Below are 25,500 nucleotides of genomic sequence, written 5' to 3'. Positions count from 1 at the left end.
AAAAAAGACACAAAGAACAGAGAAACCTTTCTCCGTACCCTTGTGTCTTTATTTCATTTGAAACTTTCGCTAAAACAAAAACCTCAACACATCATTGAAGTTGGCCCAGATGAGCAAGCCGAACAGCAGGAACATTCCCACCATCTGTGCATATTCCAAGAATTTGTCACTCGGCTTCCGGCGGGCGATAATCTCGTACAGCAAGAACAAGACATGGCCACCGTCGAGTGCCGGTATCGGCAGAATGTTCATAAAGGCCAGGATGATGGACAAGAAAGCCGTCATTTCCCAGAAACGCTGCCAATCCCAGACTTTCGGGAAGATGCTTCCAATGGTAGCGAAACCTCCCACACTCTTGGCGCCTTCTTTGGTGAACACATATTTCATGTCGTTCACATAGCCTTTCAAGGTATTGACTCCTAAAGATACTCCAGCCGGGAAGGATTCAAAGAACCCGTAGGTCAGCGTACGCTGCTTGTAGTCCACCAGACCTCCCATAGCCGCTACCTTAAACTGATTGTCCGTCATGACCTGAACCGTATCCCGTACCCCAGCACGCGAATACACCAGCGTGAACTCACCCGAGGTCTTCTTATTCAGTTCGGCCTTGGCTTTCAAATCCGCCATATTGTCCAGAAACTCGTTCCAGGAAGTCATCGGTTTCCCGTCAAATGCCAGCAAGGAGTCTCCTTTCTGGACACCTGCCTTGGCGAAACCTCCCCCAGGCAATACTGAATCGACCACATTCGGATAGAACACATCCACAAACATCGGGTCTTCCTTCGCCACGTCCAGCAGGCTCAGTTCCGGCAACAAGATTTTCTTTTCCTGTCCCTCCCGCAACACAGTAACCTCACGAGCCTCCACAATGCTGCGAATCATGTCCATATTGAAACGGGTCAGTTCCTTACCGTCGGCACTCTTCAAGATATCTCCGTCGCGGAACCCGATTTCCTGCGCATGCTCGTTGAACTTCATTCCCAGAGTCATGTCACTCAAAGCCGTATAACGGTCGCCCCACGTGAAGAGAATCATGGAATAGATGAACAAGGCCAGCAGGAAGTTCATCAAGACCCCTCCAATCATGACCAGCAGACGCTGCCAGGCCGGTTTGGAACGGAACTCCCACGGCTGAGCCGGCTGTTTCATCTGTTCGGTATCCATCGACTCGTCAATCATTCCCGAAATCTTGCAATATCCGCCTAGCGGCAGCCATCCCACCCCGTATTCCGTATCACTGTTCTTCGGCTTGTATTTGAACAACGAGAACCAAGGGTCAAAGAATATATAAAACTTCTCCACCCGAATCTTGAACAGGCGGGCGAAGAAAAAATGTCCCCCCTCGTGAATAATCACCAGCAACGACAAGCTGAGAATCAACTGAAGGGCACGAATCAAAAATGTTTCCATTTCTACTTAACTTCTTACTTAATTTATCTGATTACACTTCTTATTTCATTCCGTTAATCACCAGTTCCGCGGCAATGCGACGGGTTTCGGCATCAGTAGCCACATAATCGCCGTAAGTAGGCGTCTGGATGAAAGGTACACGGCTCATTGCCTTTTCAATCACGTCGCTCATTCCCAAGAACGAAATCTGGTCTTTCAGGAAAGCAGCCACCACCACCTCATTGGCCGCATTCACGATGCAAGGCATGTTTCCTCCCTGATGCAAAGCCTCGTAAGCCAGTGCCAGGTTGCGGAAACGCTGCGTGTCCGGCTTTTCGAAAGTCAATGTATTGTATTTGGCGAAATCCAGCCGCTCGCCCGAAAGATGCTCCCGCTTCGGATACGAGAACGCATACTGGATGGGCAGACGCATGTCGGGCACACCCAGCTGGGCTTTCACCGCCCCGTCTTCAAATTCCACCATGGAATGAATCACCGACTGCGGATGCACCACCACCTCAATCTGTGCAGGAGTCACCCCAAACAGCCATTTGGCTTCAATCACCTCAAAACCTTTGTTCATCATGGAAGCGGAGTCAATCGTGATTTTCGCCCCCATCGACCAGTTGGGATGCTTCAGGGCTTGCTCTTTGGTCACCGTCTGCAGCTGCTCCATGGTAAACGTACGGAACGGACCTCCCGAGGCCGTCAGAATCACCTTATGTACGGGATTGTTTATTTCCAAACACTGGAAAATGGCCGAATGTTCAGAATCCACCGGCAAAATCGGTGTCTTATACTGCTGGGCCAGTCCGGTAATCAGTTCCCCCGCCACCACCAGCGTTTCCTTATTGGCTAAAGCGATGACCTTACCCGCCTTGATGGCATTGATGGTCGGTTTCAGCCCCGCATACCCCACCATGGCCGTCAATACGATGTCGATAGGCTGCGACTCGACCACCTGACACAACGCCTCGGCTCCGGCATACACCTTCACCGGCTCGTCGGCCAGCGCTTCCTTCAGCGCCGCATACTTATCCTCATTCGCAATAACCACCACTTCCGGATGGAACTTGCGTGCCTGTTCAGCCAGCAATTCCACCTTGTTGTTGGCCGTAAGCGCATACACCTCATACAAATCCGGATGCTCCCCAATGACCTGAAGAGCCTGCGTACCGATAGACCCGGTAGAACCTAATATGGCAATCTGTTTTTTCATAACTTTAAAATACAACATATTTTGCCGGATCAATCGGAGTCCCCTCGTGCCACAGCTCAAAATGCACGTATGACACATGTTTGCCTTCGTCCTCCGTTCCGGCCAATGCGATAACTTCTCCTCCTTTTACGCGGTCGCCTTCCTTCTTCCTCGGCGTACCGCAATGCTTATAGATGGAAATAAAATTCTGTTCATGCTGAATCTGAATCAGGAAGCCCCTGTCGGCTGTCTGTACCACCGTCATCACCTTGCCGTCCATGACAGCCACGATACTCTCGTCCATGGCAGCTGCCATATCCACCCCGTAATGCTGACGCGACGGCGCAAAATCCTTCATCACGATACCCTTGGTGGGACGGAAGAACAGCAAATCGGGCAACTTATGGTCTTCTTCGGCAGCCGATTCAGCTTTCTGCCGTGCCTCATATTTCCGGCGGAAATCGTCCTCCTCCTTCGAACGGTTCATCAGTTCATTCGTGCGGATGGTGGTCAGCGAATCGATAGACTGCACCGTATCCACGTTGACCTTCCCGCTGAAAATATCCTGAATGTTCATGATGTACCGGTTCTGACGGTCGAGCGCCTCTGCCAGCGAATCCGCTTTCAAGGCATTGGTCACCACCTGCGAACGAACCTCACTGTTCATATACCCCGGCAAGTAGTTCCGCAGGGGCGTAAAAACCAAGATGATGGCAGCCAAAAGAAAAATTACCGTACATGCAGCCAGCAGCACGGAAAAGCCGTTCAGCTTCGACACATGAATGCCGACCACCTCCTCCAAGGTGTTTTCATTGATTACCGTCAGCTTGTATTTAAACTTGATGTTCTTCCAAAATGCCTTACGACCTTTCTTTTTCATACCTGCCAGTTTTTTAGTCCAACAATCCGTCGGGGATATCCACGGTCATCACCTTCTGTGCCCTGTCTATATCCAGAATAAACTCCTCATGCGCCGGAAGCAGTAGTTCCTCTCCTTCCTTTTCGATGACAAACAGCACGTTCATCGTCGCATCGTCCACATCCACCACTTCGCCCAGGTCGCCATGATGCACATCGTGCACCTTGAACCCGACGAAGAAATTCCACGACGTGATTTCCTCCTGCTCGTCCATGTACTTCACCGGGAAATACACTTCCACATTCGTAAAGCTACGGGCCTTTTCCGCCGTATCCACGCCCTCGAATTTCACCAGGGCCACGTTATCCGAACGGAAACGATACTCCTCGATGAAGAACGGGACCAGAATCCCGTCCAGCAACAGAATCAGATACTCACAATCCACCCGGTCGAAGATGTCGTCGGTAAACGTGAACGCGACTTCCCCTTTCACCCCATGCGGCTTGTTGATGATTCCTATCTTAAAAACTTCCTCTTTTCTGATCATACCTTATTCTATACGGGTGATACGTGCTCCCAGCGCACTCAGACGCTGTTCGATATGCTGGTATCCCCGGTCAATCTGCTCTATGTTATGAATGTGGCTGATGCCTTTCGCACCCAGTGCGGCTATCAGCAAGGCAATACCGGCACGGATATCCGGAGAAGTCATGTTGCCTCCCCGCAGACAGAAGTTGCGGTCGTGTCCGATGACTACGGCCCGGTGCGGGTCGCACAAGATAATCTGCGCCCCCATGTCGATTAATTTATCCACGAAAAACAGACGGCTTTCAAACATCTTCTGATGAATCAGCACACTTCCCTTTGCCTGGGTAGCCACCACCAGCATCACACTCAGCAAGTCGGGAGTCAGTCCCGGCCACGGTGCATCGGCAATCGTCATGATAGAACCGTCCAGGAACGAATCAATCTGGTAGTGTTCCTGTGCCGGCACATAAATGTCGTCGCCCCGCTGCTCCAGCTGAATACCCAGCCGGCGGAAGCTGTCGGGAATGATTCCCAGGTTCTCATACGACACATTCTTGATGGTGATTTCACTGGCCGTCATGGCCGCCATGCCGATGAAACTTCCCACCTCAATCATATCCGGCAATACCGTGTGTGTGCAACCTTTCAGGCTCTTCACTCCCTCGATGGTCAGCAAGTTGGAAGCAATGCCCGAAATCTTGGCACCCATCCGGTTCAACATCCGGCACAGCTGCTGCACATACGGCTCACAGGCCGCATTGTAAATCGTCGTGACCCCCTCGGCCAGTACCGCCGCCATGATAATGTTGGCCGTACCCGTCACGGAAGCCTCATCCAACAACATATACGTACCTTTCAGCTTGTCGGCCGTAATGCTGAAACGACCTTTCGCTGCATCGTAATCGAACGAAGCACCCAATTTCTGGATACCCAGAAAATGCGTATCCAACCGGCGGCGTCCAATCTTGTCGCCTCCCGGCTTCGAAATCATCGCCTTGCCGAAACGGGCAATCAGCGGTCCCACCAGCATGACAGACCCCCTCAGTTTGGAACAGCGGTTCAGAAATTCATCACTTTCCAGGTAAGCCAGGTTCACGCTGTCGGCCTGGAAAGAAAACGTGTCACTTCCCGTCTTGGCCACCTTCACGCCCATGTCGCGGAGCAGCTGAATCAGGTTGTTGACATCCAGAATGTTCGGGATGTTTCCGATGGTCACTTCTTCGTCGGTCAGCAAGGTAGCGCAAAGCACCTGCAGCACCTCGTTCTTAGCACCCTGAGGCACAATCTCCCCCTGCAGCTTGTGTCCTCCTTCGATTACAAATGAAGCCATAGTATCCGGTTTTTAGTTAGTATTTCTTTTTCTGCTGGTTGTTGTTCATCTGCCGGCGGCGTGGTCCGATGGAACGCTGTTCCACCAGATGGTATTCCTCGGCCGACAATTTGATGCGTCCGTCGGACAGTTCACACAAATCATCCAGAATCTTCTGGTCTTCCACCCCATCCTTGTTGAAGTTGATATAGTCTTTCTTCATGTGGTTGGCGATGTATTTAATCAACTGGTCTTTCTCTTCACCCTCAGGATAGTCCACCGCAATCTTAATCAAATCCTGAATGAACCTTCCATAGTGGCGGTAACGGATGACATTCGGTGAATAAGGAATCCGGTCCGGCTTCACTTCCAGACTTTCCTTCTTCACGATATCCACCGGATAGTCAATATCCAGTTTAAAGTCGGACATGATGGCCAGATGGTCCCACAGCTTATGGCGGAAGTCTTCCACATCACGCAGTTGGGGGAACATCCCTCCCATAATATTCACAATCGTATTGGCACACCGCTGACGTTCCTCACGGTCTTCGATGGTCAATGCATAATCCACCATGTTCTGCACGCTTCTTCCATATTCCGGAAGCGGTAATTTTCGTTGCTGGGTATTATACTCCATATAAAATCTATTATTCAATCATTCAAATTCTTCTTCCACCGGCATACGTGACCCGGCAATCCCTTCTTACAACAGCTTTTTCGGAGTGGAAGCCACAAATTCCTTCAGATAGAAAGGCTCGAAATAAGCCACATCCTTGAAATCCTGTGTGGCCATCGCCTTTTCAGCCAACGGGAACATCCATTTGGCCAACGGATGCACATTGTCCAGGAAATGCGCATTGGGATGCGTCAGCTTCTCCTTGCATTTGGCGGCCCCGTTGCCAAAGAAATATACCGGATGCTTCTCCAAAAACTCGGCATACGAGTTTTCGTCTACCACATCCGCGCCGATGGCACGCTGCACTTTCAACGCACGGTTGTACACCGCCGCATACACTTCCATCCGGCGGGCATCAATCATCGGGCAAAGCAGAGCATCTTCCGGCAGGTCGTGGGCCAGCAGCACCGGCACACACATCACCTCCAGCGTAGGAAGCCCAATCAACGGAATGTTCCGTCCGTAGCAGATTCCCTTCGCCATGGAAACCCCGATACGCAGTCCCGTATAGGAACCCGGGCCACAGCTCACCGCCACCGCATCCACCGGAATGGCATGGCTGTCGGCAAACGACAAGGCCTCATCCACAAATACCCCCAGCACAGTCGCATGCGAAGGGCCGTTAAAATCTTCTTTCGAGAAAATGGAAGCCCCGTCCTGGCTCACTGCCACCGAGCAAACTTCCGTCGACGTTTCAATATGTAAAATGCACGACATAATTAATTCAATACAGTTATATATATTAGTCTGCAAATATACACTTTTCTTCTCACTCTCTCACGAAAAAAGGAACAGAAAGTGACAAAGCCTCTCCGAAAGGGCCACCGACCCGCACCAATTCCAACCTCCCGGTCCGTAAAACCGGAAACTTCCGTAAACATTCTTCCGAATGCCCCGGAACATTCTCTGTACCACCATGCGGGATTTGTATCCCACACTGTGAAATATGTATCCCACACTGTGGTTTTTGTATCCCACAGTGTGGGACAGAGAAAATACAAGTATCCATGAAAAAACAGACAAGGAAAAACAGACTTATTCCCACGGAGACATCAGGCTTTATCTGCCCGTCACAGAGCGATTTCATACGTTTTTTACACAGCCGTTTACGCTTTATGCAGATTTTTCCTACCTTTGCATTCAAATGATTAAAAAACAAAAGGAGTTATGATACAGTCAATGACCGGATACGGCAAAGCAACCACCGCCTTCGGAGACAAAAAAATCAACGTAGAAATCAAATCGTTGAACAGCAAAGCAATGGACTTGTCCACACGCATCGCTCCATTGTATCGTGAAAAAGAAATGGAAATCCGCAACCTGATTGCCCAGACCCTGGAACGCGGGAAAGTGGATTTCTGTATATGGGTGGAAAAAGACGCCGCCGAATCGGCCACTCCCATCAATACCGCTCTCGTAGAAAACTATTACAACCAGATAAAAACCATTTCTGAAACTTGCCACATTCCGTTGCCGGAAGACTGGTTCGCCACCCTGCTGCGCATGCCCGACGTGCTGACGCGCGTGGACGTGCAGGAACTATCGGACGAGGAATGGGCCGTGGCCAAACAGACCATTGAAGAGGCCTTGCAGCACTTGGTGGATTTCCGCAAGCAGGAAGGCGCCGCCCTCGAAAAGAAGTTCACGGAAAAGCTGGACAACATCGAACGGCTGCTGAAGTCCATCGAACCGTACGAAAAGGAACGTGTGACCAAAATCCGGGAACGCATCACCGACGCGCTGGAAAAAACCCTGAGCATTGACTACGACAAAAACCGTCTGGAACAGGAACTCATCTACTACATTGAGAAGCTGGACATCAACGAAGAAAAACAGCGTCTGGCCAACCACCTGAGATATTTCCGTGAAACCATGGCGGGCGGACACGGACAGGGCAAGAAGCTGGGCTTCATCGCACAGGAAATGGGCCGCGAAATCAACACCACCGGCAGCAAGTCGAACCATGCTGAGATGCAGAACCTCGTGGTGCAGATGAAAGACGAACTGGAACAAATCAAGGAACAAGTGTTGAACGTAATGTAAAAAATATGGCAGGAAAACTTATCATCTTTTCAGCCCCCTCCGGCTCCGGCAAGTCTACCATCATCAATTACTTGCTGACACAGAACCTGAACCTGGCATTCTCTATCTCTGCCACCAGCCGCGCTCCCCGTGGCACGGAACAGAACGGTGTGGAATATTTCTTCTTGACTCCCGAAGAATTCAAGCAGCGCATTGCCAATAACGAGTTTCTGGAATACGAGGAAGTATACAAGGACCGTTTCTACGGCACCCTGAAGGCACAGGTGGAAAAACAGCTTGCCGCCGGACAGAACGTGATTTTCGACGTCGACGTGGTGGGCGGATGCAACATCAAGAAATTCTATGGCGACCGGGCCTTGTCGGTCTTCATCCAACCGCCTTCTATCGAGGAGCTCCGCAAACGACTGACAGGCCGGGGTACGGATGCGCCCGAAGTCATCGAGAGCCGTCTGGCAAAAGCCGCCTTCGAACTGGGCTATGCCGATAAGTTCGACGTGGTGATTGTAAACGACGACCTGGAAAAGGCCAAAGCGGAAGCCTTGCAGACCATCCGCCATTTTCTCCAACACTAAATCCGTCCGACTATGCCGAAAAATCCTAAAAAAGTTCTGCGCTGGATGACGCTGCTCTGCATCGTCATCGGACTGGCTGCCATTGCCGTAGGCGTAGTGGCCGTAGCCAAAGAAGAATACATCATTGCCGTCGCCATGTTACTGGTGGCTATATGGCAGATTCTCAACTATATCCAATGGAAGAAAAGTCTCAGATAAAAACCGGACTTTTCGGAGGCTCCTTCAACCCGATTCACATAGGACACCTGGCACTGGCCAATTACCTGTGTGAATACGGAGGACTGGAGGAAGTATGGTTTCTGGTCACTCCTCAAAATCCGTTCAAGCAAAACGAGACGCTGCTCGACGATGCGCTCCGTCTGGAGATGGTAAAGGCTGCCGTGGCCGGATACCCCCGTTTCCGGGCTTCCGATTTTGAATTCCAGCTTCCACGCCCTTCATACACCATCCATACCCTCGACAAACTGGCCGAATGTTATCCCGACCGGGAATTCCATCTGATTATCGGCGCCGACAACTGGCAGGCCTTCGACCGCTGGCGGTCGCCCGAGGAAATCATCCGCCGTCACCACATTCTGGTCTATCCACGTCGGGGTTATCCCTTAGAGGATGCAACTCCTCTTCCCCCTCATGTCCGGGTGGTACAGACTCCCCTCCTCGAAATCAGTTCCACCTTCATCCGTCAGGGTATCCGCGAAGGCAAAGACCTGCGCTATTTCCTGCATCCGGAAGTGTTCAGAATCATTCAGGAAAAAGGACTCTACCGCTAATCATTTCTTTCGGTGCAACACCACCAGCACCACCTCGCTCGGAGTGAAGAGGCGCACATCCTTGCGCGACGTACCCAGCCCGTTGGTAATAATCACCGGAATGCCCGCACTGTTGTGTTTCAATCCCGTCAGGAAACGGTTGCCGTATTTGGAGAAATGCGCCGGCGTCCACCGGCGGAACAGGCTGACCTGCCCTCCGTGCGTATGTCCCGCCAAGGCCAGGTCGGTGTGCGACACATCCACATCTTCCACGTAATCGGGGGTGTGCACCAGCATCAACACAAAATCTTCTTCCTGCAAGGCCAAGGTAGGCGACACCCCGTTCTGCTTCAAATCGAACGGATTACGGATACCGCACAGCAAAATATATTCCTTTCCCCGCCACAAAGTATCCACCCGGTGCTCCAACAGACGCACGCCTGTCTCCCGCATGGCCTTCCGTGCCAGCGAATCGGCTTCTCCGCGTTCGTGGTTGCCCATCACGGCATACGTGCCACAGGGAGTCTCCACGGTCTTCAAGGCCTGGAAAAGTTGTGTCACATCTCCCCCGTTACGTCCCCGATAGTCGCCGCCCAACAGCAGCACGTCCGCTTCCAGCGAACGGAGGGCCCGGCACATACCCGGCAACCGACGGGCGGTAAACCGGCTCTCGAAATGAAAGTCGGAAGCAAAAGCCACCCGGAAACCGTCGAAGGAGTCGGGCAACTGGGCACTGTAGAAATCATACCGTTTCACACGTCCCACTCCCTTATACTTGGAAAAGGACGCCGTGGCACAAGAGGAAAGCAGGAAGCTCATCAGCAGCAAGCCACCTGCCAGCAAATTCAGTCGTTTCATCATTTTGAACTACATATAACTATCCGGTCGTGACAAAGGTCGTAAAAAAATGCCTAACTTTGCCGGAAGAAAAACTAAAAATCCAGATTTCATGACATACGTCAAAACCAATTCCATAAAAGCATGGCTGCTGGCTGCCCGTCCGAAGACCTTGACCGGAGCCGCCATTCCCGTCATGCTGGGCTGTGCCTTGGCCTTTATTTACGGCCACTTCCAACTGGTACCGGCCCTGCTGTGCTTTCTGTTTGCCTTCCTGATGCAGATTGACGCCAACTTCATCAACGACCTGTTCGACTTTCTGAAAGGCAGCGACCGCGAAGACCGTCTCGGACCGGAACGTGCCTGTGCCCAAGGATGGATCAGTCCGCAGGCCATGAAGGCCGGCATAGTCTGTACCACCCTGCTGGCAGGAATCACCGGACTTTGCCTGCTTTACTACGGGGGACTGGAAATGATTCCGGTCGGCATTGCCTGCATGATTTTTGCCTTCCTCTATACCGCCGGACCGTATCCGCTGGCTTACCACGGATGGGGCGACCTGATGGTGCTCGTCTTCTTCGGCTTCGTGCCCGTGGGATGTACCTACTATGTCATGGCACACGACTGGAACACGGCTGTCACTCTCACCTCACTGGCCTGTGGGCTTCTCATCGACACCCTGCTGATGATTAATAATTTCCGCGATCGGGAACAGGATGCAGTGAGCGGGAAGAAAACGCTGGTAGTGCGGTTGGGTGCCAAAGCCGGACTGATTCTGTATTTCCTGCTGGGACTGGCAGCCTGCTGGTGCTGCTTCTATTTCCTGCGCATCGGAAAAATCTATGCCGTACTGCTTCCGCAGCTGTACCTCATTCCGCACATCCTGACCACCCAGCACATGGCCCGCATCTACCGCGGGAAAGCCCTGAACGGCATCTTGGGAGAGACTTCACGCAACATGCTCATTTTTGGATTATTACTTACCCTAGGATTGATTCTTTAAATTATGATTCGGAAAGTATGCAAAGAAGATGCTCCGGCCATTACCGCCATCTACAACCATTACATCACACACACCACCATCACCTTTGAACTGGAACCGGTGAGCGAAGAAGAGATGTGGACCCGCATCCAGACCATCAGTAGCCAATACCCCTATTTCGTGTACGAGGTGGAAGGACAGATTGCCGGTTACTGCTATGTACATGGATGGAAAGAGAAGGCGGCTTATAACCAGAGTGTGGAGACCACCATTTACCTGGCACCTTCCTGTACGGGAAAAGGATTGGGTAGCGAATTGATGCAACACCTGATAGAGGAATGCCGCCGCTGCGGACTGCATGCCCTGATTGCCTGTATCACCGAAGGCAACGAGGCCAGCTATGCCCTGCACGAGAAGCTGGGCTTTGAGAAGGTATCCAGCTTCCGCGAAGTGGGCCGCAAATTCGGCAAATGGCTGGGAATCGTGGATTATGAACTGATTCTCTGACTATTTCATTCTATAAAAAAGTGGGCGCCTGGAAACCCCAGACGCCCAATAACCAAACGCAATTTATGGATTTATTTATTCGCCGTTTCCCATAGTTTGGTTTCATCACAATGAATATCTGTCCACAAGTTGCCACATTTCAGTTTAAAGTCTCCTTTCTCCAGACGCCATTTGCCGTCGTAACCCACAAAGGCCAGATCGCTGCCTTTAATTTTCATCGTCACGGTCTTGGTTTCGCCCGGATTCAGCGATACTTTTTCAAAGTTACGCAAGCGAAGATTATCGGGAGTGCTGCTGGCTACCAAGTCCTTCGAATATAACAACACGGCTTCTTTCCCAGCCATTTTACCTACATTCGTGACATCGACTGAGACAGTCAGTTCATCGTCTGCCGTAAAGGAAGTTTTGTCTACCTTCAGGTTACTGTATGTAAACGTCGTATAGCTCAATCCGAAACCGAACGGCCACTGTACATCCATCACGGAATCATAATTATAGTTTCCGCCCATCTGGCCCATGTTTTCACAAGGCTTATAGTCGTAAGTAGCAATGGCATTGATATATTTCGGATAAGTGAAAGGCATTTTTGCACTGAAGTTGGCATCTCCTGCCATCAGGTTGGCCAGCGCGTCGGCTCCATAGTTGCTCGGCAGCATCACGTTGATCACCCCCTGTGCCAACGGTTCGATGTCATGGATGATACGCGGACGTCCCTGATTCAAGACCAGCACAATCGGTTTTCCGGTCTTGGCAAGCGCCTTCACCAGATTTCGCTGGTTGGCAGAAAGCGTCAAATCCGTCAGGTTTCCCGGTGTTTCACAATACGAATTCTCGCCGATGCAAGCCACGATGACATCCACATTGGCGGCAGCCGCTACGGCTTTCTCAATCTCCGGTTCATTCTCTGCCCACCAGGCGTCGTTCTGGTTCGTCACGGCCTTCGGGTCAGAGCTTGCATAAGTCACTCCCGGTTCGTACACCACATTCGCTTTCCCATACTTGTGACACAAAGCCTCATAAATGGTATTATAGGCACCAGCACACTCATCAGCTTTGTTACCCTGCCAACTATACGACCAGCCTCCATTCAGGCAACGCATGGAGTTGGCATTAGGACCTGTCAGCAGAATCTTCTTACCCACTTTCACAGGCAATACATTCTGTTCGTTCTTCAACAAGACTTCCGATTCTTCTGCCGCCTGAAGCGCTACCTTGGCAAATTCCGCAGAACCAAACTTATCGAATTTCTTGATGTCCCAGTAAGGATGGTCAAACAAACCCAGACGGTATTTCAGACGCAGCACACGCGCCACCGCATCATTGATTCGGCTCATCGGTACTTCCCCTTCTTCCACCAGTTCTTTCAAATACGTACAGAAGCTCACCTCATAAGGCACCATCGACATGTCAATCCCGGCATTGATGGCAATCTTGATAGCTTCTTTCTTGGTAGCCGCAATATGGTCGCGCGTACAGAGATTATTGATGTCGGCCCAGTCGGTTACAATCATACCATCCCAGTTCAATCCTTCTTTCAACCACTCGGTCAGCAACTCACGGTTGGCGTGGAAAGGCATACCATTGTCCACCCCCGAATTGACCATCACACTCAAGGCCCCTTGACGAATGGCCGCCAGGAAAGGAGCAAAATGCTTTTCCCGCATGTCACTGCGAGAAATGGAAGACGGCGTACGGTCTTTTCCGGATACCGGTACTCCATAACCCATGTAATGCTTCAGGCAGGCAGCCACCTGATACTCTCCGATGTGGTTCGGGTCCGTACCCTGAAACCCTTCTACGGCAGCCTTTCCCATCTCGGCATTCACATAACAGTCTTCTCCGTAATTCTCCCACATTCTGGGCCAACGTGGATCGCGCCCCAAATCCACCACCGGTGCATACGTCCAAGGAATACAGCCGGCCTTGGTTTCATACGCCGAAATCTCCGCACCTTTCCGGGTCAATTCCCGGTTGAAAGAAGCCCCCATATTGATTCCCTGCGGAAACAAGGTACCCTCCAGCGTGTAGGTCGTACCATGAATCTGGTCTACGCCATAGATGCACGGTATACCGATTTCTTTCATGGAAACTTCCTGTATGCGTTTAATCATCTTCGCCCAAGTCTCCTTCTTCTGTGCTACGCTCAAAGGTACATTCAGAATAGACCCGACTTTATATTTGCCAATCACCGTATCCAGCTGCGCCTCGCTGAGCGTAAAGCCATTCTTCTGGGTGGCCTCAAAATCGGTGATGACATCCACCGTAATCTCACACATCTGACCTATCTTCTCTTCCAAGGTCATCTTTTCCAGCCATTTCTGGATATTGGCTTCAATGGTTTCATCTGCCGGAATGGCCGGCTTTATGCTGTGTACGTTGTCTGCCATACACATTCCAGTGCCAATCACTGAGGCTAAAATCACGTTTCTTATCAAATTCATGGTATCTAAAATTTTAATTCCTGTTTTTCAATAGGTCTCGTCTTATTTCAGTTCAAACGCCACCACTCCCTTTATATCCTTGGAAGAGCTGCCGATGTAAGCCTTGAACTTACCCGGTTCAGCCACCCAATCATGGAGCTGATCGTCGAAGAACATCAAATCCTCTTTGTCCACGGTAAATACAATCTCTCTTTCCTCACCAGGCTGAAGAGCGACTTTATAGAAGCCTTTCAACTCTTTCACCGGACGCAGTACACGGCATTTTTCATCACCGATATACAACTGTACGGTTTCCTTTCCAGCCACATTTCCTACGTTCTTCACGCTGCATCGGATTTCCAATACGTCATCATCTGTCATCTCCCGGGCGGAAATGGCCGGTTTGCCATATTCAAACCGCGTATAGCTCAAGCCATAACCAAACGGGAACAGTGGCTGGATGTGTTTCGTATCATACCAGCGATACCCCACTAGGATATCTTCCTTGTATTCCTGACGGATGCTGTCGCCCGGATAATTGATTTCTCCATAATAATGTGCCGGGCAGTCTTCCAACTTCGCCGGATAAGAGAACGGCAGTTTCCCGCTCGGAGTTACCTTGCCCAACAAGACATCGGCAAGCGCCTTTCCGCCAATGGAGCCCAAATACCAGGACTGAACCAATGAAGGTACCTCCTTCAACCAAGGCATGGCTACTGCATTTCCACTGGTCAATACCACTACGAGTTTCTTATTGGCTTTCTGCAGTCCTTCAATCAAACGGTTCTGCCCAAAAGGCAACTCGTATGCCAGACGGTCTTCCCCTTCACAATCCTGCTGGTAGTTCTTGTTCAGACCTCCCATAAAGATGACCAGATCAGCCTTACGTGCTTCTTCAATGGCAGCATTGTAGAGCGAATCGGCTACCGACTGAGGAATCACATCTGCGCGGTCGAACATCGGCCTGCCGGCCATGTATCCTTGAGAGAAAGTCACACAATCGCTGCCCAACTCTTTCACCAAGGCCTCCAGCGGAGTAATCACCATTTTAGGTTTCAATTCAGAAGAACCACCTCCCGCCATCAGGTTCCGGACGGCGTTATCGCCTACCACCAGAATGTGTTTATATTTTCCTTGCTTCAAAGGTAGTAAAGATTCTCCTTTAAATTCCGCTTCATTCTTCAAAAGCACTACTCCTTCCGTAGCCACCTGATAGGCTGTTTCATAATGGGAATCATTGGACATGGCACCGAATTTTCCATCCACATTCATGGCCGTGCGGAAAATCAGCCTCAACACCCGGGAAGCCTTGTCATCGACTACGTTCATGGGCACCTTGCCTTCCTTGACCATCCGAAGATAGGCGCTACCTAAATAATAGCTGTCGTATCCCTGATCGGAATTGGAAGTCAATCCATTGGTAAAGGTTCCCAATTCCAGGTCCAGTCCGTTCATCGCAGCCTCATACGTGTTGTGAGCGGCCCCCCAATCGGTTACCACACAACCGTCGAACTTCCATTCTCCCTTCAGGATGTCGTTGTTCAACAACTTGTTATGGGCCGCATGTGTACCTCTCACCTTGTTGTAGGCCCCCATGATGCTCCAGACTTTCCCTTCTTCCACCGCTGCCTTAAAGGCCGGAAGGTAAATCTCATACAAGGCCCGGTCGCTGACCTGCACGTCAATGTGATTCCGCCAATGCTCCTGATTGTTCAAGGCATAATGTTTCACGCAGGCGGCCACTCCGTTCTCCTGTACTCCCTGGATATAAGGTACACACATACGGGCTGCCAGAAAAGGATCTTCCCCCATGTATTCAAAGTTACGTCCGTTCAACGGAGTCCGGTAAATATTCACTCCCGGCCCCAGCAATACATTTTTATGACGAAAGCGGGCTTCTTCTCCGATGGCCAATCCATATTTCTTCGACAAAGAAGGATTCCAGGTAGAAGCCAGACAAGTCAGTGCCGGAAAAGCCGTACAGCTGTCGTTGATCCAACCGGCATAATCCCAGCTGTTCCAACAAATCTCTGCACGTACTCCGTGAGGACCGTCAGAATACATCAGCCCCGGAATACCCAAGCGGGCACATCCCGGTGTACTGAACCTGCCGTCGGCGTAGCTTAAGCGAGTTTTCTCCTCCAAAGTCATTCTGCTCAAAGCATCTTTCACACGAAGCTCCAACGGTTTCCGGGCATCCAGATAGAGAGGTGTACCTCCCACTGCAATCTTCTCACCACTGCCCGACATCAAGGTATGCATCAATTCTTTTTTAGGCAATCCTTGAGAAGTGTACACACCAAATCCTCCTTTATAATCCCATATTGACCACGCGATATCCAGGCTGTCAAACACTTCAATCACATCTTTGTACCATCTCAAGGCGTCGGCTTTGGGAGCCTTCTCGTAAATTCCGAATTCTCCGCAATACAGATTCAGGCCTTTCTCATCGGCCACCTGCTTTGCCTTTGACAGAAAAGAAGCCAGCATGGCCTTGTTCCAGACCATTCCACGGAAACGCCCCGTCAGTTTCCGGTCGGCTTCAGACAATGCATCGAACTCCTGCTTGGTAACCAGTTCACCCGGATAGTGTACGGCCCCCTGGTAATTGCCAAATTCCGTCCATCCGGCCTGATAATGACTCAACAAGAACGGCTCATAGAAATGGCAGCTCAGCAAAATATATTCATCCCCCTCGGGTACTTTCAGGAACGGGAAAGTGTACACCCCCTGCCACATATTGGAACCGATGACAAGAACCCTTTCCTTTTCCACCTTTCGAATCACCTGATACGCTTTCTCTACCAGTTTGTTCCAGTCCTCATGATTGGGAGCAGTCGGCTCATTCATAATCTCATAAGCCACATCGGAAGTAGGATATTCTTTCAGTTCCTGCACCAGTTCCTGCCAAAGCTGAAGGAAATGGGCCTGGGCTTCCGCACTTTCCCACAAAAGGTTCTTCTTGCCGTCATGACCGGCGTTGAAATAATGTGAACGCACAATATGCAAATCGACAATGACCTTCAAATCGTTCTGCAACGCCCATCGGATACCTTTATGCAGATAGGAGAAAGCCTCTTTGTCCTTTTCACCGTTTTCGTGCCACAACACTTTTTCATCAATCGGCAACCGTACATGATCGAAGCCAGCCCGGGCAATCCGGTTAAAATCCGTCTCGTTCATTCCCTCCTGTATGGAAGGACCGTTCTCAATCCGCTGCGACAGCCAATGACTCAGGTTGATGCCTCGTTTTATCTCAAATTTATTCAGACAAGAGGCATAACCTCCTACAGAGGATACGACCAGCAATATCAAAATCAATAATTTCTTCATACACTCAATCTTTAAAATGGATACTCTGTCCTTGCCCCCTCCAGAATTCCTTCCAGAATAGGCCTTGAATAATTGTTCACCTCCATCTGGTACCATCTGTTGAACAAGCCGAAATATTCTTTACCTTCCACAAATGGTCCGTCGTACAAAGGATTATAGAATGTACCATTGTCCCATACAACCGGAACGATTCCATTCTTTTTGGCCGCAGCAGTGACATAATTCATATAATACCTCTTGGTGTCGGCCAAATCATTTACATTTCCATCCGATTTGTCTTTCGGAGGGGTAACCACCCCATATTCACCCATGACTACCGGATAGCCTTTATCCACCCATTCCTGCTTGATCTTACCAAACAACCAGTCCACATAATCTTCCTGCTCATTTGAAGCACCCGTATTATACTGGATGTAATCTTTTCCCCAATAGTACACCGTCTCCGTATAATCCGCAAAATCCATATAAGAAAAACCGGCCGGACGATAATAATGGAACTCGATAGCGATTCTGTTTTTCACCACATCGGTCGGGAAAGTCAATCCATCAAATGCATAATCCGGATTTGTGGCATACGTTTGAATAATCAGATTCCGATAATAGTTTTTTCCTCCGGTAGAACGTACCGCATCGACAAAACACTGATTAAACTGGTTCTGCACTTCCAGGTTAGCGGCAGTAGGTGCCTGCCAGTTTATCTCCACTTCATTGGTACCGGAAAAAATCAGGTGTTCATCATAGCCGCTAAAGAAAGTCGCGATAGCACGCCACAGATTCCTTTCCTTCCTCAAGACGGCCTCTGCCTCGGATTTTAACGGATGGCTTTCCAGCCAGTCTTCATGATGGGTATTCAGAATCACGTACATACCGTTGTCGATGCAATAGTCCACCACTTCTTTTACACGGTTCAGCCATTCGGTCTTGATTTCCGCCATCGTATTTTGGTCGGTCACATGCGAATACCATCTGACCGGAATACGTACGGCATTGAATCCGGTATTCTTCACCGCATCAATCATTTCTTTTGTCACTGCCGGATTGCCCCATGAGGTTTCTGCTTCCATGTGGTTGCCCAATCCTTCATTATAACTTTCCAAAGAGTTTCCAAGGTTCCATCCCACCTTGATTTTCTTAAACAAAGAGAAAGCCTCACTCTCCATGCCGACATTATCCGGTGTCTCATCAACCGGCAGGGCCTTGGTCTTAAAAGAAATGGTAACTTCACTTACCGAATGATTCTCGTCATCTACCAGAACCCCACCAGGTATAGTCAAAGTGTACTGCGTTTCCGGAGCCAGTTCTGAGATTTGTAAGGTTAGCACCTCGTCGGAAAATGCCACATCCTCTATTTCAACATTCGGACTCAGCTGCAACTTCTCCTTATCAGAAGCAGACATACCCACCTTCTTGTTAAAAGTCAACACGATTTCAGAAAGTGCAAAATCCACATCCTGTGCACCATTTTCCGGATTACTCTGCAAGAGGGCCGGCATAGTCACAACCTTTTCTTCATTCGAACATGACGCAAAGACTACACTTAACGCCAGTATCATCAAACTATAAAACAGCGTATGCTTCATACATTTCCATCTTAAAACACAAAATTGCAATCTTGCCCTAAAATATCAGGACAAGATTGCAATGCAGCATGTTACTTAACAGTTACTTTATCCACATAATATCCGTGTCCCACACAAATAAATCCTCCCTTTTCTTTAATCGTATTCAGAATATCCTGAGTCAAGACAAATTCATAAACTCCATCTTCTGTCACATCGATTGGGTCGGTGAAATAGGGTTCCCAGGCTACATGTGTCAGTCGAATCTGATGATATACATCGTCTGCCTTAATAGAATAGCTTATATACATTGTCGTACCCGGATAAATCGTATCAAAAGCTTCTAAAGGAATGAGATTAAAGGTCTTATTAGGATCACCATCCGGCAAATCCCATGACACATAGTGATGTCCTTCCCAAAGAACGATCTCTGAAGAAACGGCTAATGAAACTTCGGATACCATTTTCTGTGAAGAATAAAACATGACCTCTCCTCCATTATTATTCTTTCCTTTCAACACATACATTCCATCCTCCAGGTCGGGACAAGTGAGGGCTATTTCATTGTCACTTTGTCTGACAAACTCTGTGATTGTGGTTCCATTGATGTCAAGAGAGGCTATCTTGTCAAGTCCTACCCCTGTCATTACCCATTCGCTGTGAGAAGTTGCATGTGCAAAACCGCCCGTAACCACAGGACTGTCCACAACAGTGACTAAATTTCCACCGTAGCTATTTCCCTCTACATCTACAAGGCTGATGCGATATTCTCCTGCCGACAGGTCTGACGGGACATTGTATTCTATATAATCACCAGCCTCCGCATTTCCCGTTGCTACCACGGGGACAGTTTTACCTCCCAGAGACACACTTTTTACCAAAGAGAGGTTGCTTCCATACAGACGGGCACGTGAACCCAAAGACACTATCCGTTCAAAATCGACAGCTTCCGACCAAGGTTCTCCTTGAAGCGGACTTACCACAATCTTTCCTTCTCTGGAAGTAGACTGGCCTTTGGTAGTAGTGGCAACTACTTTCAAAGGATAAGTACCGGCCTCCAATGCGATATCAATTTCATTCCCCTTCTGTACTTCAACTCCATCAATCAACCAAGTTACTTCCGTATACTCAGAAGGAGTGACAGTTAATTTCATGGTAAAATTCGCATCGTGCGTTATCTGTGAAACCACAGCAGGCTCGCCATTTACCCAATCAGGAAATACAGGATCCAGAATTTTAGGGTAATCATCTTCTGTAGTTGTTGAGAAAGGTTCTTCCTCCTTACAAGAAACTCCCAATAGACTTACGGCCAAAAAAGCCATAAGCATCAAATATATTTTTTTCATATCCTTTTCTTTTTAAATCCATAATTAATCTACATCCCACCATACATGGGTATACCAACTGTCTTTACCTCCCATTCTCTGCAATGCTTCCTCATAATTGTCTTTATTATAGGACGATTCAAGAATAGGATAACAGAAACGTACCGGAATGTCTCTTCCGTCTGTCAGATATTGCTCAAAGCCGTATTCAGCAGGTGACTTCAAAACAGGATAACCTGAACGTCTCACATTTGCCCAACATTCTGCCGGATTGAGGAAATGCAGAATCCATGCTTGCGTATTGATTGAACTTTTTTTCTGTTCATCAGTATAACCAATGGGATTGGCTGCATAATAAGTATCAAATTCCTCATCGGTAATTTTCTCACAATCATAATTATTGGAGAGGAAGTTCATTGCTTCTCTTACCCCTTTCTTGTAACAGTCTTCTACAGACGCTCCCACGTTCCATCCTTTCAACGCAGCTTCAGCCTTTAAGAACAGGACTTCAGAGTAGGTCATTACCACTCCCGGGTTATCACTTTTCAAGAAAGTGGTTGCCAGCTTCGGTTCTACCTCACGTGCTACAGTAGAACTTATACTTGGATTCGTTTCAGCCATTTCCTTCAAAATGTCACTGTCGTATCCTGTAGGCCAAGGTTCCCATGAGAATGCGCCCGGGACACAGGGTTGAAATGCAATTCCTTTTTCCTGCATCTCCTCTGTCAGGTCGACACGATTATCGGGGCTGGAAGTACTCATAAGTCCATCATAATAACAACGAGCTATTCTAAATGTACGTGGATCGCCCGTGTTATACAACTGATTAAAGAACGTGGAACACAAATAAGTCGGATTGTTTGCCGGGTCATTTCCATAAAGGACTTTAGACAACGCATTTCCTCTATAGTCCGTATAAGATTCAGAACCAAAACTATAAGAAATTTCCATGTATTTAATCAAAGCGTCATCACTTGCACTCTCGAAAACCCCTCCATCTGCTTGAAGTGCACTTTCAAATTCTTTTTGTGCCCTTTCCGGGTCTACATTTGAGATTCTCATGGCAAAACGCAGACGAAGCGAGTTGGCAAACTTTTTCCATTTCTGGATATCCCCATCATAAATGACATCACTGGTTATCTCGTCTTTAGCAGGGTCAAACTGTTCGACCGCCTTCGTCAGAACCGTAAAGAAACTGTCATAGATGTCTTTTTGCTCATCATAACGGGGAGTAAAGATACTTTCCAAGTAACCTTTCCCGGCCTCACTATAAGGAACATCCCCATACAAGTCGGTCATCACAGACATGGTGTACACATAAAAAATATTCAAAGCCGCGTTGATGTTTACTTTATTGGGATCATCTTTTGTGCGGTACTCTGCATCCACCAGGTTCGCAACCGCTCCGGTATAACCTAAAGTCCATCCATATCCCATGATATTATTATCAATAAAATGACGGCCACCATGGAACGTGGTATTCCAACAACCCATAAACTGCTGATTGAACGCATACAAATAGTTTCTGAATATATCGACCATATCCAATCTGCCATACGTTTGCAACTCTGCAGTGGTAAGCTGAGTATTAGGATCAATAATATCTGCCTTAGAAGGGTCTGTATTCAAATCTTCCAGATAGCTATCACTGCAGGCACTAAAGGAAAACGTACATGCAGCCAGTAGCATTGTCAAAATTGATTTATTGTATTTCATATCTATTTTATTTTAGGTAACTGTTCTACTCAGGTTAGAATTTGATATTCACATTAAATCCATAGCTTTTGCGTGACGGCAAAGAACCATATTCCAATCCCATACCTGTGGTATTGTTATAATTGGAGTCAGGATCGATATTAGGAATATTCTTATATACGATGAATGGGTTACGAGCGACAAATGAGATGGTCAGGTTGTCCACCACATTCTTCAGCAGCTTCTTGGGGAACTGGTAAGTCAAAGTCAATTCACGGCATTTCACATACGAATTGTCATAGATAAACATTGACGGTGCATTTCTACAAACACTCATCCAATAATCCTCTGGATTAATGTATATATCGTTCGGACGATAAGTTCCGTCACCATTATCAATAACCCCTGGAGCAATGAAACCACCGGTCGGTTTCCAATCAGGTGAACCTTTGGGCAAGCCGGCAGCCTTTCGCTGTTCTTCAGAACGATACCATTCTTCACGTCCTTGCAATGTTTCCAATGCCTTACCGGATTCATACGCAGAGCGTGCAGACATTGAATAAAGGTCGGCTCCCACCTTCACATCAAAGACGGCAGACAAGGACAGATTCTTGTAAGCCAGGGTAGTAACCAGACCACCTGTCCAGTCCCATGATGCATTACCCAGCACATGTGAGGTCTTGTCATACATAGGCAAACCTGTCGAAGGATCGATAAGGATATCTCCATTCTCGTTGCGCTGAAAATCCGGACCGATAATAGATCCATAATTTTCACCCACTTTTGCTGCAACCTGAACATCCAGCCATGAAGCCTTTTCCAATTCAAACATATCCATTCCATCCACCAGTTTCTTTACCTTGTTCTGGTTCTTAGAGAAGTTCAAGTTTAAGTCCCAGGAGAAGTCTTTTGTCTGAACCAAACGAGTGTTCAATGCGATTTCAATACCTTTGTTTTCTATTTCACCCGCATTAATCAAACGGTAGCTATATCCAGAACTCCAAGAGCTGGCCATTCCCATAATCTGGTCCTTGCTGACCTGAGAATAATAAGTGAAATCCAAACCTACACGATTGTTCAAGAATTTTGTTTCCAGACCGACTTCAAATGAATTGGTTCTGGTCGGCTTCAAATTTTTATTGGGAATTGTATTATTATTTATATAACCTATTGTATAACCTGGATATGTATATTTAGATTTTGTATAGAGCAATCCTAACTGATACGGATTCGTGTCACTACCAACCTGTGCCCACGACATACGTATCTTACCATAAGGCAATGCATTCTTCTTATTAATTAGCTCTGAAAAAATGAAGCTACCTGAGAACGAAGGATACAAATAAGAATTGTTATTTAAAGGCAAGGTTGAAGACTGGTCGGCACGCAATGTCGCATCGAAATACACCATGTGTTTCCACCCTAAATTTACCGCTCCATAAAGTGAATTAATCTGTTTGCGGTATGTATTCTGCTCCACACTGATTTCATTAAAACTGAGTAAAGCTATCACATCCCGAATCTGCATATCCTGAGCAGTTGTGACGGTAGTCAGATTATCCACTTTAAAGAGATTTCCTCCTAATGTTCCGTTAAAATCAAAATCACCCCACGTATTGTTGTACAGAGCCAACAGTTCGAAGTTGTACATACGGTTCTCAAATACGCTGTTTTGCAGACGTCCAGCTTCAAAACCCGGAGTGGTAGGAGCCTGATAATCCTCAAAAGTAAACCAGTTCATCTCGGTACCCAAGGTTCCTTGCAGTTTCAAATGAGGATTAATATTCCAAACAGCTTTTCCATTCAAACGGAACTGGTCCTTCTTGGAGGTATTCTGGTTCTTATATACCCCCCAATATGGATTCACATTATAAGGGTCCATACCGTTCCAATTGCTATATTCCCCATTTTCATCCTGATAAGTCTTCAGCCATGCCTGGTCATAAGTCGTTGCCAAGGTCATCAGGTTCTTTCCAATATTGGCTTTACTATCTCCCATGGCCGGACGATTCTTTACGTCCTCACGCGTATAATTCACACTGAAATCCAGATCGACTTTTGCCAAAGAAGTATTCGCACGTAAAGAGAAATTATTTCGGCTCATATTCGTCTTCGGAACGATATCCTTGTTTCTCATGTCCGTGTAAGAGAAACGGATACCTGTCTTACCCGAATTCGAACTGATAATGGCCGTATTGGTAGCTGTCAATCCTGTACGGAAGAAGCCTGAAGTATTGTCTGGAATAATCAGATATGGACGCGACACTCCATCAAAATAGGTCAGCATGTTGTTTCCATCCGCTTTAGGCCCCCAACTTGTATTGGTATTAGATACGGCATCGATACTATATATACCGTTACTACCCATACCATAGACCTGTTGGATATCATTCCATTTTGACAGCTGCGTGTCAATTGTCAATGTACCATTGTATTCCACGCTGAATTTCTCCTTGCTATCGGCTTTCTTCGTGGTGATAAGAATAACTCCATGACTTGCACGGCTACCATACAAGGCAGAGGCTGCAGGACCTTTCAATACAGAAATGTTCTCGATGTCATCGGGATTAATGCTTGAAATGCCGTCTCCCAAATCATATCCGCCATAGGTTCCCGCACTTCCATAGTTTGTATTATCCAAAGGCACTCCATCAATCACATATAACGGCTGATTGTTACCTGTCATTTCCGTACTACCTCTCAGTATGACACGAGTTGATCCTGAAGGTCCACTCGCAGTCTGGCTCACAACCAAACCCGGAACACGACCTGCCATTGAATTGATTACATTGGTTTCTTTTGCTTTAGTCAGGGATTCTCCTTTAACCTCTGCCACACCATACCCTAAGGCCTTACGTTCCCGCTTAATTCCAAGGGCAGTGACTACCACTTCATCCAGCATCTGATTATCCTCTTTTAAGGTAATCCTCATGGTTCCTGTGGTCGCCTTCACCTCTTGGGAGGCATATCCCACATAACTGATAATCAGAATAGCCCCAGGCTTTACAGACAAAGTAAAGTTTCCGTCCAAATCGGTAATAGTACCGTTACTCGTACCTTTTTCTACAACCGAAGCCCCGATAATCGGTCCTTCAGCATCGGTAATAACACCTGTGATTTTGTTTCCTTGCTGAACAGCCCACAATAAATCAGGAGCCGCAGCTTGCAAATGTGGAATGCCTCCCAACACATAAAGAGACAATGCTCCACAAAATAGAACTTTTTTACTTACACTTACTGTTTTCATAGAGTTATGATTTTAATAAAACATGTTGTTCCAAGTTGTCGGTAATTCAGCCAAACGAACGTCCTACCACGAAAGAACATAGAAAACAAAGATTTTTCACGTCGACAAAATTAGGCATAGCCCGTCTACACCATGCCCTGATATGTAGTGTAGTATATCTCCGATTGTAGAATCAACATTTCATACCCCATTTTTAGACAAAACAGCCCCTTGGGGATATACCTATAATCTAAATGAATATTATCTTTGCAAAGGATAAATCATTAGATAAA

General features: G+C 48.0%; 20 protein-coding genes and 1 pseudogene. 6 read left to right on the top strand and 15 right to left on the bottom strand.

All coding sequences use genetic code 11. The features are described from left to right. Positions 1-69 precede the first annotated feature (69 nt). The 7 genes from rseP to tsaB form a co-directional block, all read right to left on the bottom strand. The gene (gene rseP / locus BQ7480_RS02610; RefSeq protein ID WP_072541599.1) at positions 70-1,410 is read right to left on the bottom strand and encodes an RIP metalloprotease RseP; all 1,341 of its coding nucleotides are present in this window, start codon (positions 1,408-1,410) and stop codon (positions 70-72) included. Positions 1,411-1,450: 40 nt separating this feature from the next. Then, positions 1,451-2,608 (bottom strand): 1-deoxy-D-xylulose-5-phosphate reductoisomerase, encoded by a 1,158-nt coding sequence (locus BQ7480_RS02605; protein WP_072541598.1) that lies wholly within the window; start codon positions 2,606-2,608, stop codon positions 1,451-1,453. A gap of 4 nt (positions 2,609-2,612) precedes the next feature. Beyond that, on the bottom strand, positions 2,613-3,467 hold the full coding sequence (locus tag BQ7480_RS02600; RefSeq protein ID WP_072541597.1) for a M23 family metallopeptidase: 855 nt from the start codon (positions 3,465-3,467) through the stop codon (positions 2,613-2,615). A 13-nt stretch (positions 3,468-3,480) separates the two neighbouring features. Next, the gene (gene rimM, locus BQ7480_RS02595; RefSeq protein ID WP_072541596.1) at positions 3,481-3,993 is read right to left on the bottom strand and encodes a ribosome maturation factor RimM; all 513 of its coding nucleotides are present in this window, start codon (positions 3,991-3,993) and stop codon (positions 3,481-3,483) included. A gap of 3 nt (positions 3,994-3,996) precedes the next feature. Beyond that, on the bottom strand, positions 3,997-5,304 hold the full coding sequence (gene murA, locus BQ7480_RS02590) for a UDP-N-acetylglucosamine 1-carboxyvinyltransferase (RefSeq protein ID WP_072541595.1): 1,308 nt from the start codon (positions 5,302-5,304) through the stop codon (positions 3,997-3,999). A gap of 16 nt (positions 5,305-5,320) precedes the next feature. Continuing rightward, the gene (locus tag BQ7480_RS02585; protein ID WP_072541594.1) at positions 5,321-5,920 is read right to left on the bottom strand and encodes a DUF4290 domain-containing protein; all 600 of its coding nucleotides are present in this window, start codon (positions 5,918-5,920) and stop codon (positions 5,321-5,323) included. 66 nt (positions 5,921-5,986) lie between these two features. Then, on the bottom strand, positions 5,987-6,676 hold the full coding sequence (gene tsaB, locus BQ7480_RS02580) for a tRNA (adenosine(37)-N6)-threonylcarbamoyltransferase complex dimerization subunit type 1 TsaB (RefSeq protein ID WP_072541593.1): 690 nt from the start codon (positions 6,674-6,676) through the stop codon (positions 5,987-5,989). A gap of 450 nt (positions 6,677-7,126) precedes the next feature. Between tsaB and BQ7480_RS02570 the strand changes: the two genes are divergently transcribed. Genes BQ7480_RS02570 through nadD form a run of 4 tightly spaced genes read left to right on the top strand, consistent with a single transcriptional unit; the run spans position 7,127 to position 9,344 of the window. Beyond that, positions 7,127-8,002, top strand: a complete 876-nt coding sequence (locus BQ7480_RS02570) for a YicC/YloC family endoribonuclease (RefSeq protein WP_072541591.1) — start codon at positions 7,127-7,129, stop codon at positions 8,000-8,002. Between the two features lie 5 nt (positions 8,003-8,007). Continuing rightward, a complete protein-coding gene (gene gmk / locus BQ7480_RS02565) occupies positions 8,008-8,574 on the top strand; it encodes a guanylate kinase (protein ID WP_072541590.1) in 567 nt (188 codons plus the stop codon). Between the two features lie 12 nt (positions 8,575-8,586). Then, entirely contained in the window at positions 8,587-8,772 is a 186-nt protein-coding gene (locus BQ7480_RS02560) for a hypothetical protein (protein WP_072541589.1), read from the top strand. Further along, entirely contained in the window at positions 8,751-9,344 is a 594-nt protein-coding gene (nadD, locus tag BQ7480_RS02555) for a nicotinate (nicotinamide) nucleotide adenylyltransferase (RefSeq protein ID WP_072541588.1), read from the top strand. Before BQ7480_RS02560 ends, nadD begins: the two co-directional genes overlap by 22 nt. Here the strand turns inward: nadD and BQ7480_RS02550 are convergent, their stop codons facing one another. Further along, the gene (locus tag BQ7480_RS02550) at positions 9,345-10,184 is read right to left on the bottom strand and encodes a metallophosphoesterase (protein ID WP_394332612.1); all 840 of its coding nucleotides are present in this window, start codon (positions 10,182-10,184) and stop codon (positions 9,345-9,347) included. An 88-nt stretch (positions 10,185-10,272) separates the two neighbouring features. Here BQ7480_RS02550 and menA point away from each other — a divergent pair, with 88 nt between their 5' ends. Both menA and BQ7480_RS02540 read left to right on the top strand, forming a co-directional pair. Then, positions 10,273-11,163 (top strand): 1,4-dihydroxy-2-naphthoate octaprenyltransferase, encoded by an 891-nt coding sequence (gene menA / locus BQ7480_RS02545; protein ID WP_072541587.1) that lies wholly within the window; start codon positions 10,273-10,275, stop codon positions 11,161-11,163. A gap of 3 nt (positions 11,164-11,166) precedes the next feature. Then, a complete protein-coding gene (locus BQ7480_RS02540) occupies positions 11,167-11,649 on the top strand; it encodes a GNAT family N-acetyltransferase (protein WP_072541586.1) in 483 nt (160 codons plus the stop codon). 71 nt (positions 11,650-11,720) lie between these two features. Here the strand turns inward: BQ7480_RS02540 and BQ7480_RS02535 are convergent, their stop codons facing one another. The 7 genes and pseudogenes from BQ7480_RS02535 to BQ7480_RS02505 form a co-directional block, all read right to left on the bottom strand. Beyond that, on the bottom strand, positions 11,721-14,042 hold the full coding sequence (locus BQ7480_RS02535) for a beta-glucosidase family protein (RefSeq protein ID WP_394332641.1): 2,322 nt from the start codon (positions 14,040-14,042) through the stop codon (positions 11,721-11,723). Between the two features lie 90 nt (positions 14,043-14,132). Further along, entirely contained in the window at positions 14,133-16,331 is a 2,199-nt protein-coding gene (locus BQ7480_RS02530; RefSeq protein WP_072543864.1) for a glycoside hydrolase family 3 C-terminal domain-containing protein, read from the bottom strand. A 60-nt stretch (positions 16,332-16,391) separates the two neighbouring features. Then, a pseudogene (locus BQ7480_RS18105) lies at positions 16,392-17,252 on the bottom strand (glycoside hydrolase family 5 protein); the annotation flags it as partial. Positions 17,253-17,413: 161 nt separating this feature from the next. Continuing rightward, positions 17,414-18,982: a cellulase family glycosylhydrolase gene (locus tag BQ7480_RS02520; protein WP_139255696.1), complete on the bottom strand. Its 1,569-nt coding sequence runs from the start codon at positions 18,980-18,982 to the stop codon at positions 17,414-17,416. A gap of 71 nt (positions 18,983-19,053) precedes the next feature. Continuing rightward, positions 19,054-20,307 (bottom strand): hypothetical protein, encoded by a 1,254-nt coding sequence (locus tag BQ7480_RS02515; RefSeq protein ID WP_072541583.1) that lies wholly within the window; start codon positions 20,305-20,307, stop codon positions 19,054-19,056. 24 nt (positions 20,308-20,331) lie between these two features. Then, complete coding sequence (locus BQ7480_RS02510) at positions 20,332-22,002, bottom strand: SusD/RagB family nutrient-binding outer membrane lipoprotein (protein WP_072541582.1); 1,671 nt, start codon at positions 22,000-22,002, stop codon at positions 20,332-20,334. A gap of 34 nt (positions 22,003-22,036) precedes the next feature. Beyond that, entirely contained in the window at positions 22,037-25,228 is a 3,192-nt protein-coding gene (locus tag BQ7480_RS02505) for a SusC/RagA family TonB-linked outer membrane protein (protein WP_072541581.1), read from the bottom strand. Between the last annotated feature and the right edge of the window lie 272 nt (positions 25,229-25,500).

Source organism: Bacteroides mediterraneensis, assembly GCF_900128455.1.
Taxonomy (GTDB): Bacteria; Bacteroidota; Bacteroidia; order Bacteroidales; family Bacteroidaceae; genus Phocaeicola; species Phocaeicola mediterraneensis.
Note: the sequence above shows the minus strand (reverse complement) of the source record. Positions and strands in the feature narration are given on the sequence as shown.

Bases quoted from the DNA above. Each gene is read 5' to 3' on its own strand.
- rseP (WP_072541599.1), bottom strand. From the start codon at position 1,410: ATGGAAACATTTTTGATTCGTGCCCTTCAGTTGATTCTCAGCTTGTCG.
- BQ7480_RS02605 (WP_072541598.1), bottom strand. From the start codon at position 2,608: ATGAAAAAACAGATTGCCATATTAGGTTCTACCGGGTCTATCGGTACG.
- BQ7480_RS02600 (WP_072541597.1), bottom strand. From the start codon at position 3,467: ATGAAAAAGAAAGGTCGTAAGGCATTTTGGAAGAACATCAAGTTTAAA.
- rimM (WP_072541596.1), bottom strand. From the start codon at position 3,993: ATGATCAGAAAAGAGGAAGTTTTTAAGATAGGAATCATCAACAAGCCG.
- murA (WP_072541595.1), bottom strand. From the start codon at position 5,304: ATGGCTTCATTTGTAATCGAAGGAGGACACAAGCTGCAGGGGGAGATT.
- BQ7480_RS02585 (WP_072541594.1), bottom strand. From the start codon at position 5,920: ATGGAGTATAATACCCAGCAACGAAAATTACCGCTTCCGGAATATGGA.
- tsaB (WP_072541593.1), bottom strand. From the start codon at position 6,676: ATGTCGTGCATTTTACATATTGAAACGTCGACGGAAGTTTGCTCGGTG.
- BQ7480_RS02570 (WP_072541591.1), top strand. From the start codon at position 7,127: ATGATACAGTCAATGACCGGATACGGCAAAGCAACCACCGCCTTCGGA.
- gmk (WP_072541590.1), top strand. From the start codon at position 8,008: ATGGCAGGAAAACTTATCATCTTTTCAGCCCCCTCCGGCTCCGGCAAG.
- BQ7480_RS02560 (WP_072541589.1), top strand. From the start codon at position 8,587: ATGCCGAAAAATCCTAAAAAAGTTCTGCGCTGGATGACGCTGCTCTGC.
- nadD (WP_072541588.1), top strand. From the start codon at position 8,751: ATGGAAGAAAAGTCTCAGATAAAAACCGGACTTTTCGGAGGCTCCTTC.
- BQ7480_RS02550 (WP_394332612.1), bottom strand. From the start codon at position 10,184: ATGATGAAACGACTGAATTTGCTGGCAGGTGGCTTGCTGCTGATGAGC.
- menA (WP_072541587.1), top strand. From the start codon at position 10,273: ATGACATACGTCAAAACCAATTCCATAAAAGCATGGCTGCTGGCTGCC.
- BQ7480_RS02540 (WP_072541586.1), top strand. From the start codon at position 11,167: ATGATTCGGAAAGTATGCAAAGAAGATGCTCCGGCCATTACCGCCATC.
- BQ7480_RS02535 (WP_394332641.1), bottom strand. From the start codon at position 14,042: ATGTGTATGGCAGACAACGTACACAGCATAAAGCCGGCCATTCCGGCA.
- BQ7480_RS02530 (WP_072543864.1), bottom strand. From the start codon at position 16,331: ATGCATACCTTGATGTCGGGCAGTGGTGAGAAGATTGCAGTGGGAGGT.
- BQ7480_RS02520 (WP_139255696.1), bottom strand. From the start codon at position 18,982: ATGAAGCATACGCTGTTTTATAGTTTGATGATACTGGCGTTAAGTGTA.
- BQ7480_RS02515 (WP_072541583.1), bottom strand. From the start codon at position 20,307: ATGAAAAAAATATATTTGATGCTTATGGCTTTTTTGGCCGTAAGTCTA.
- BQ7480_RS02510 (WP_072541582.1), bottom strand. From the start codon at position 22,002: ATGAAATACAATAAATCAATTTTGACAATGCTACTGGCTGCATGTACG.
- BQ7480_RS02505 (WP_072541581.1), bottom strand. From the start codon at position 25,228: ATGAAAACAGTAAGTGTAAGTAAAAAAGTTCTATTTTGTGGAGCATTG.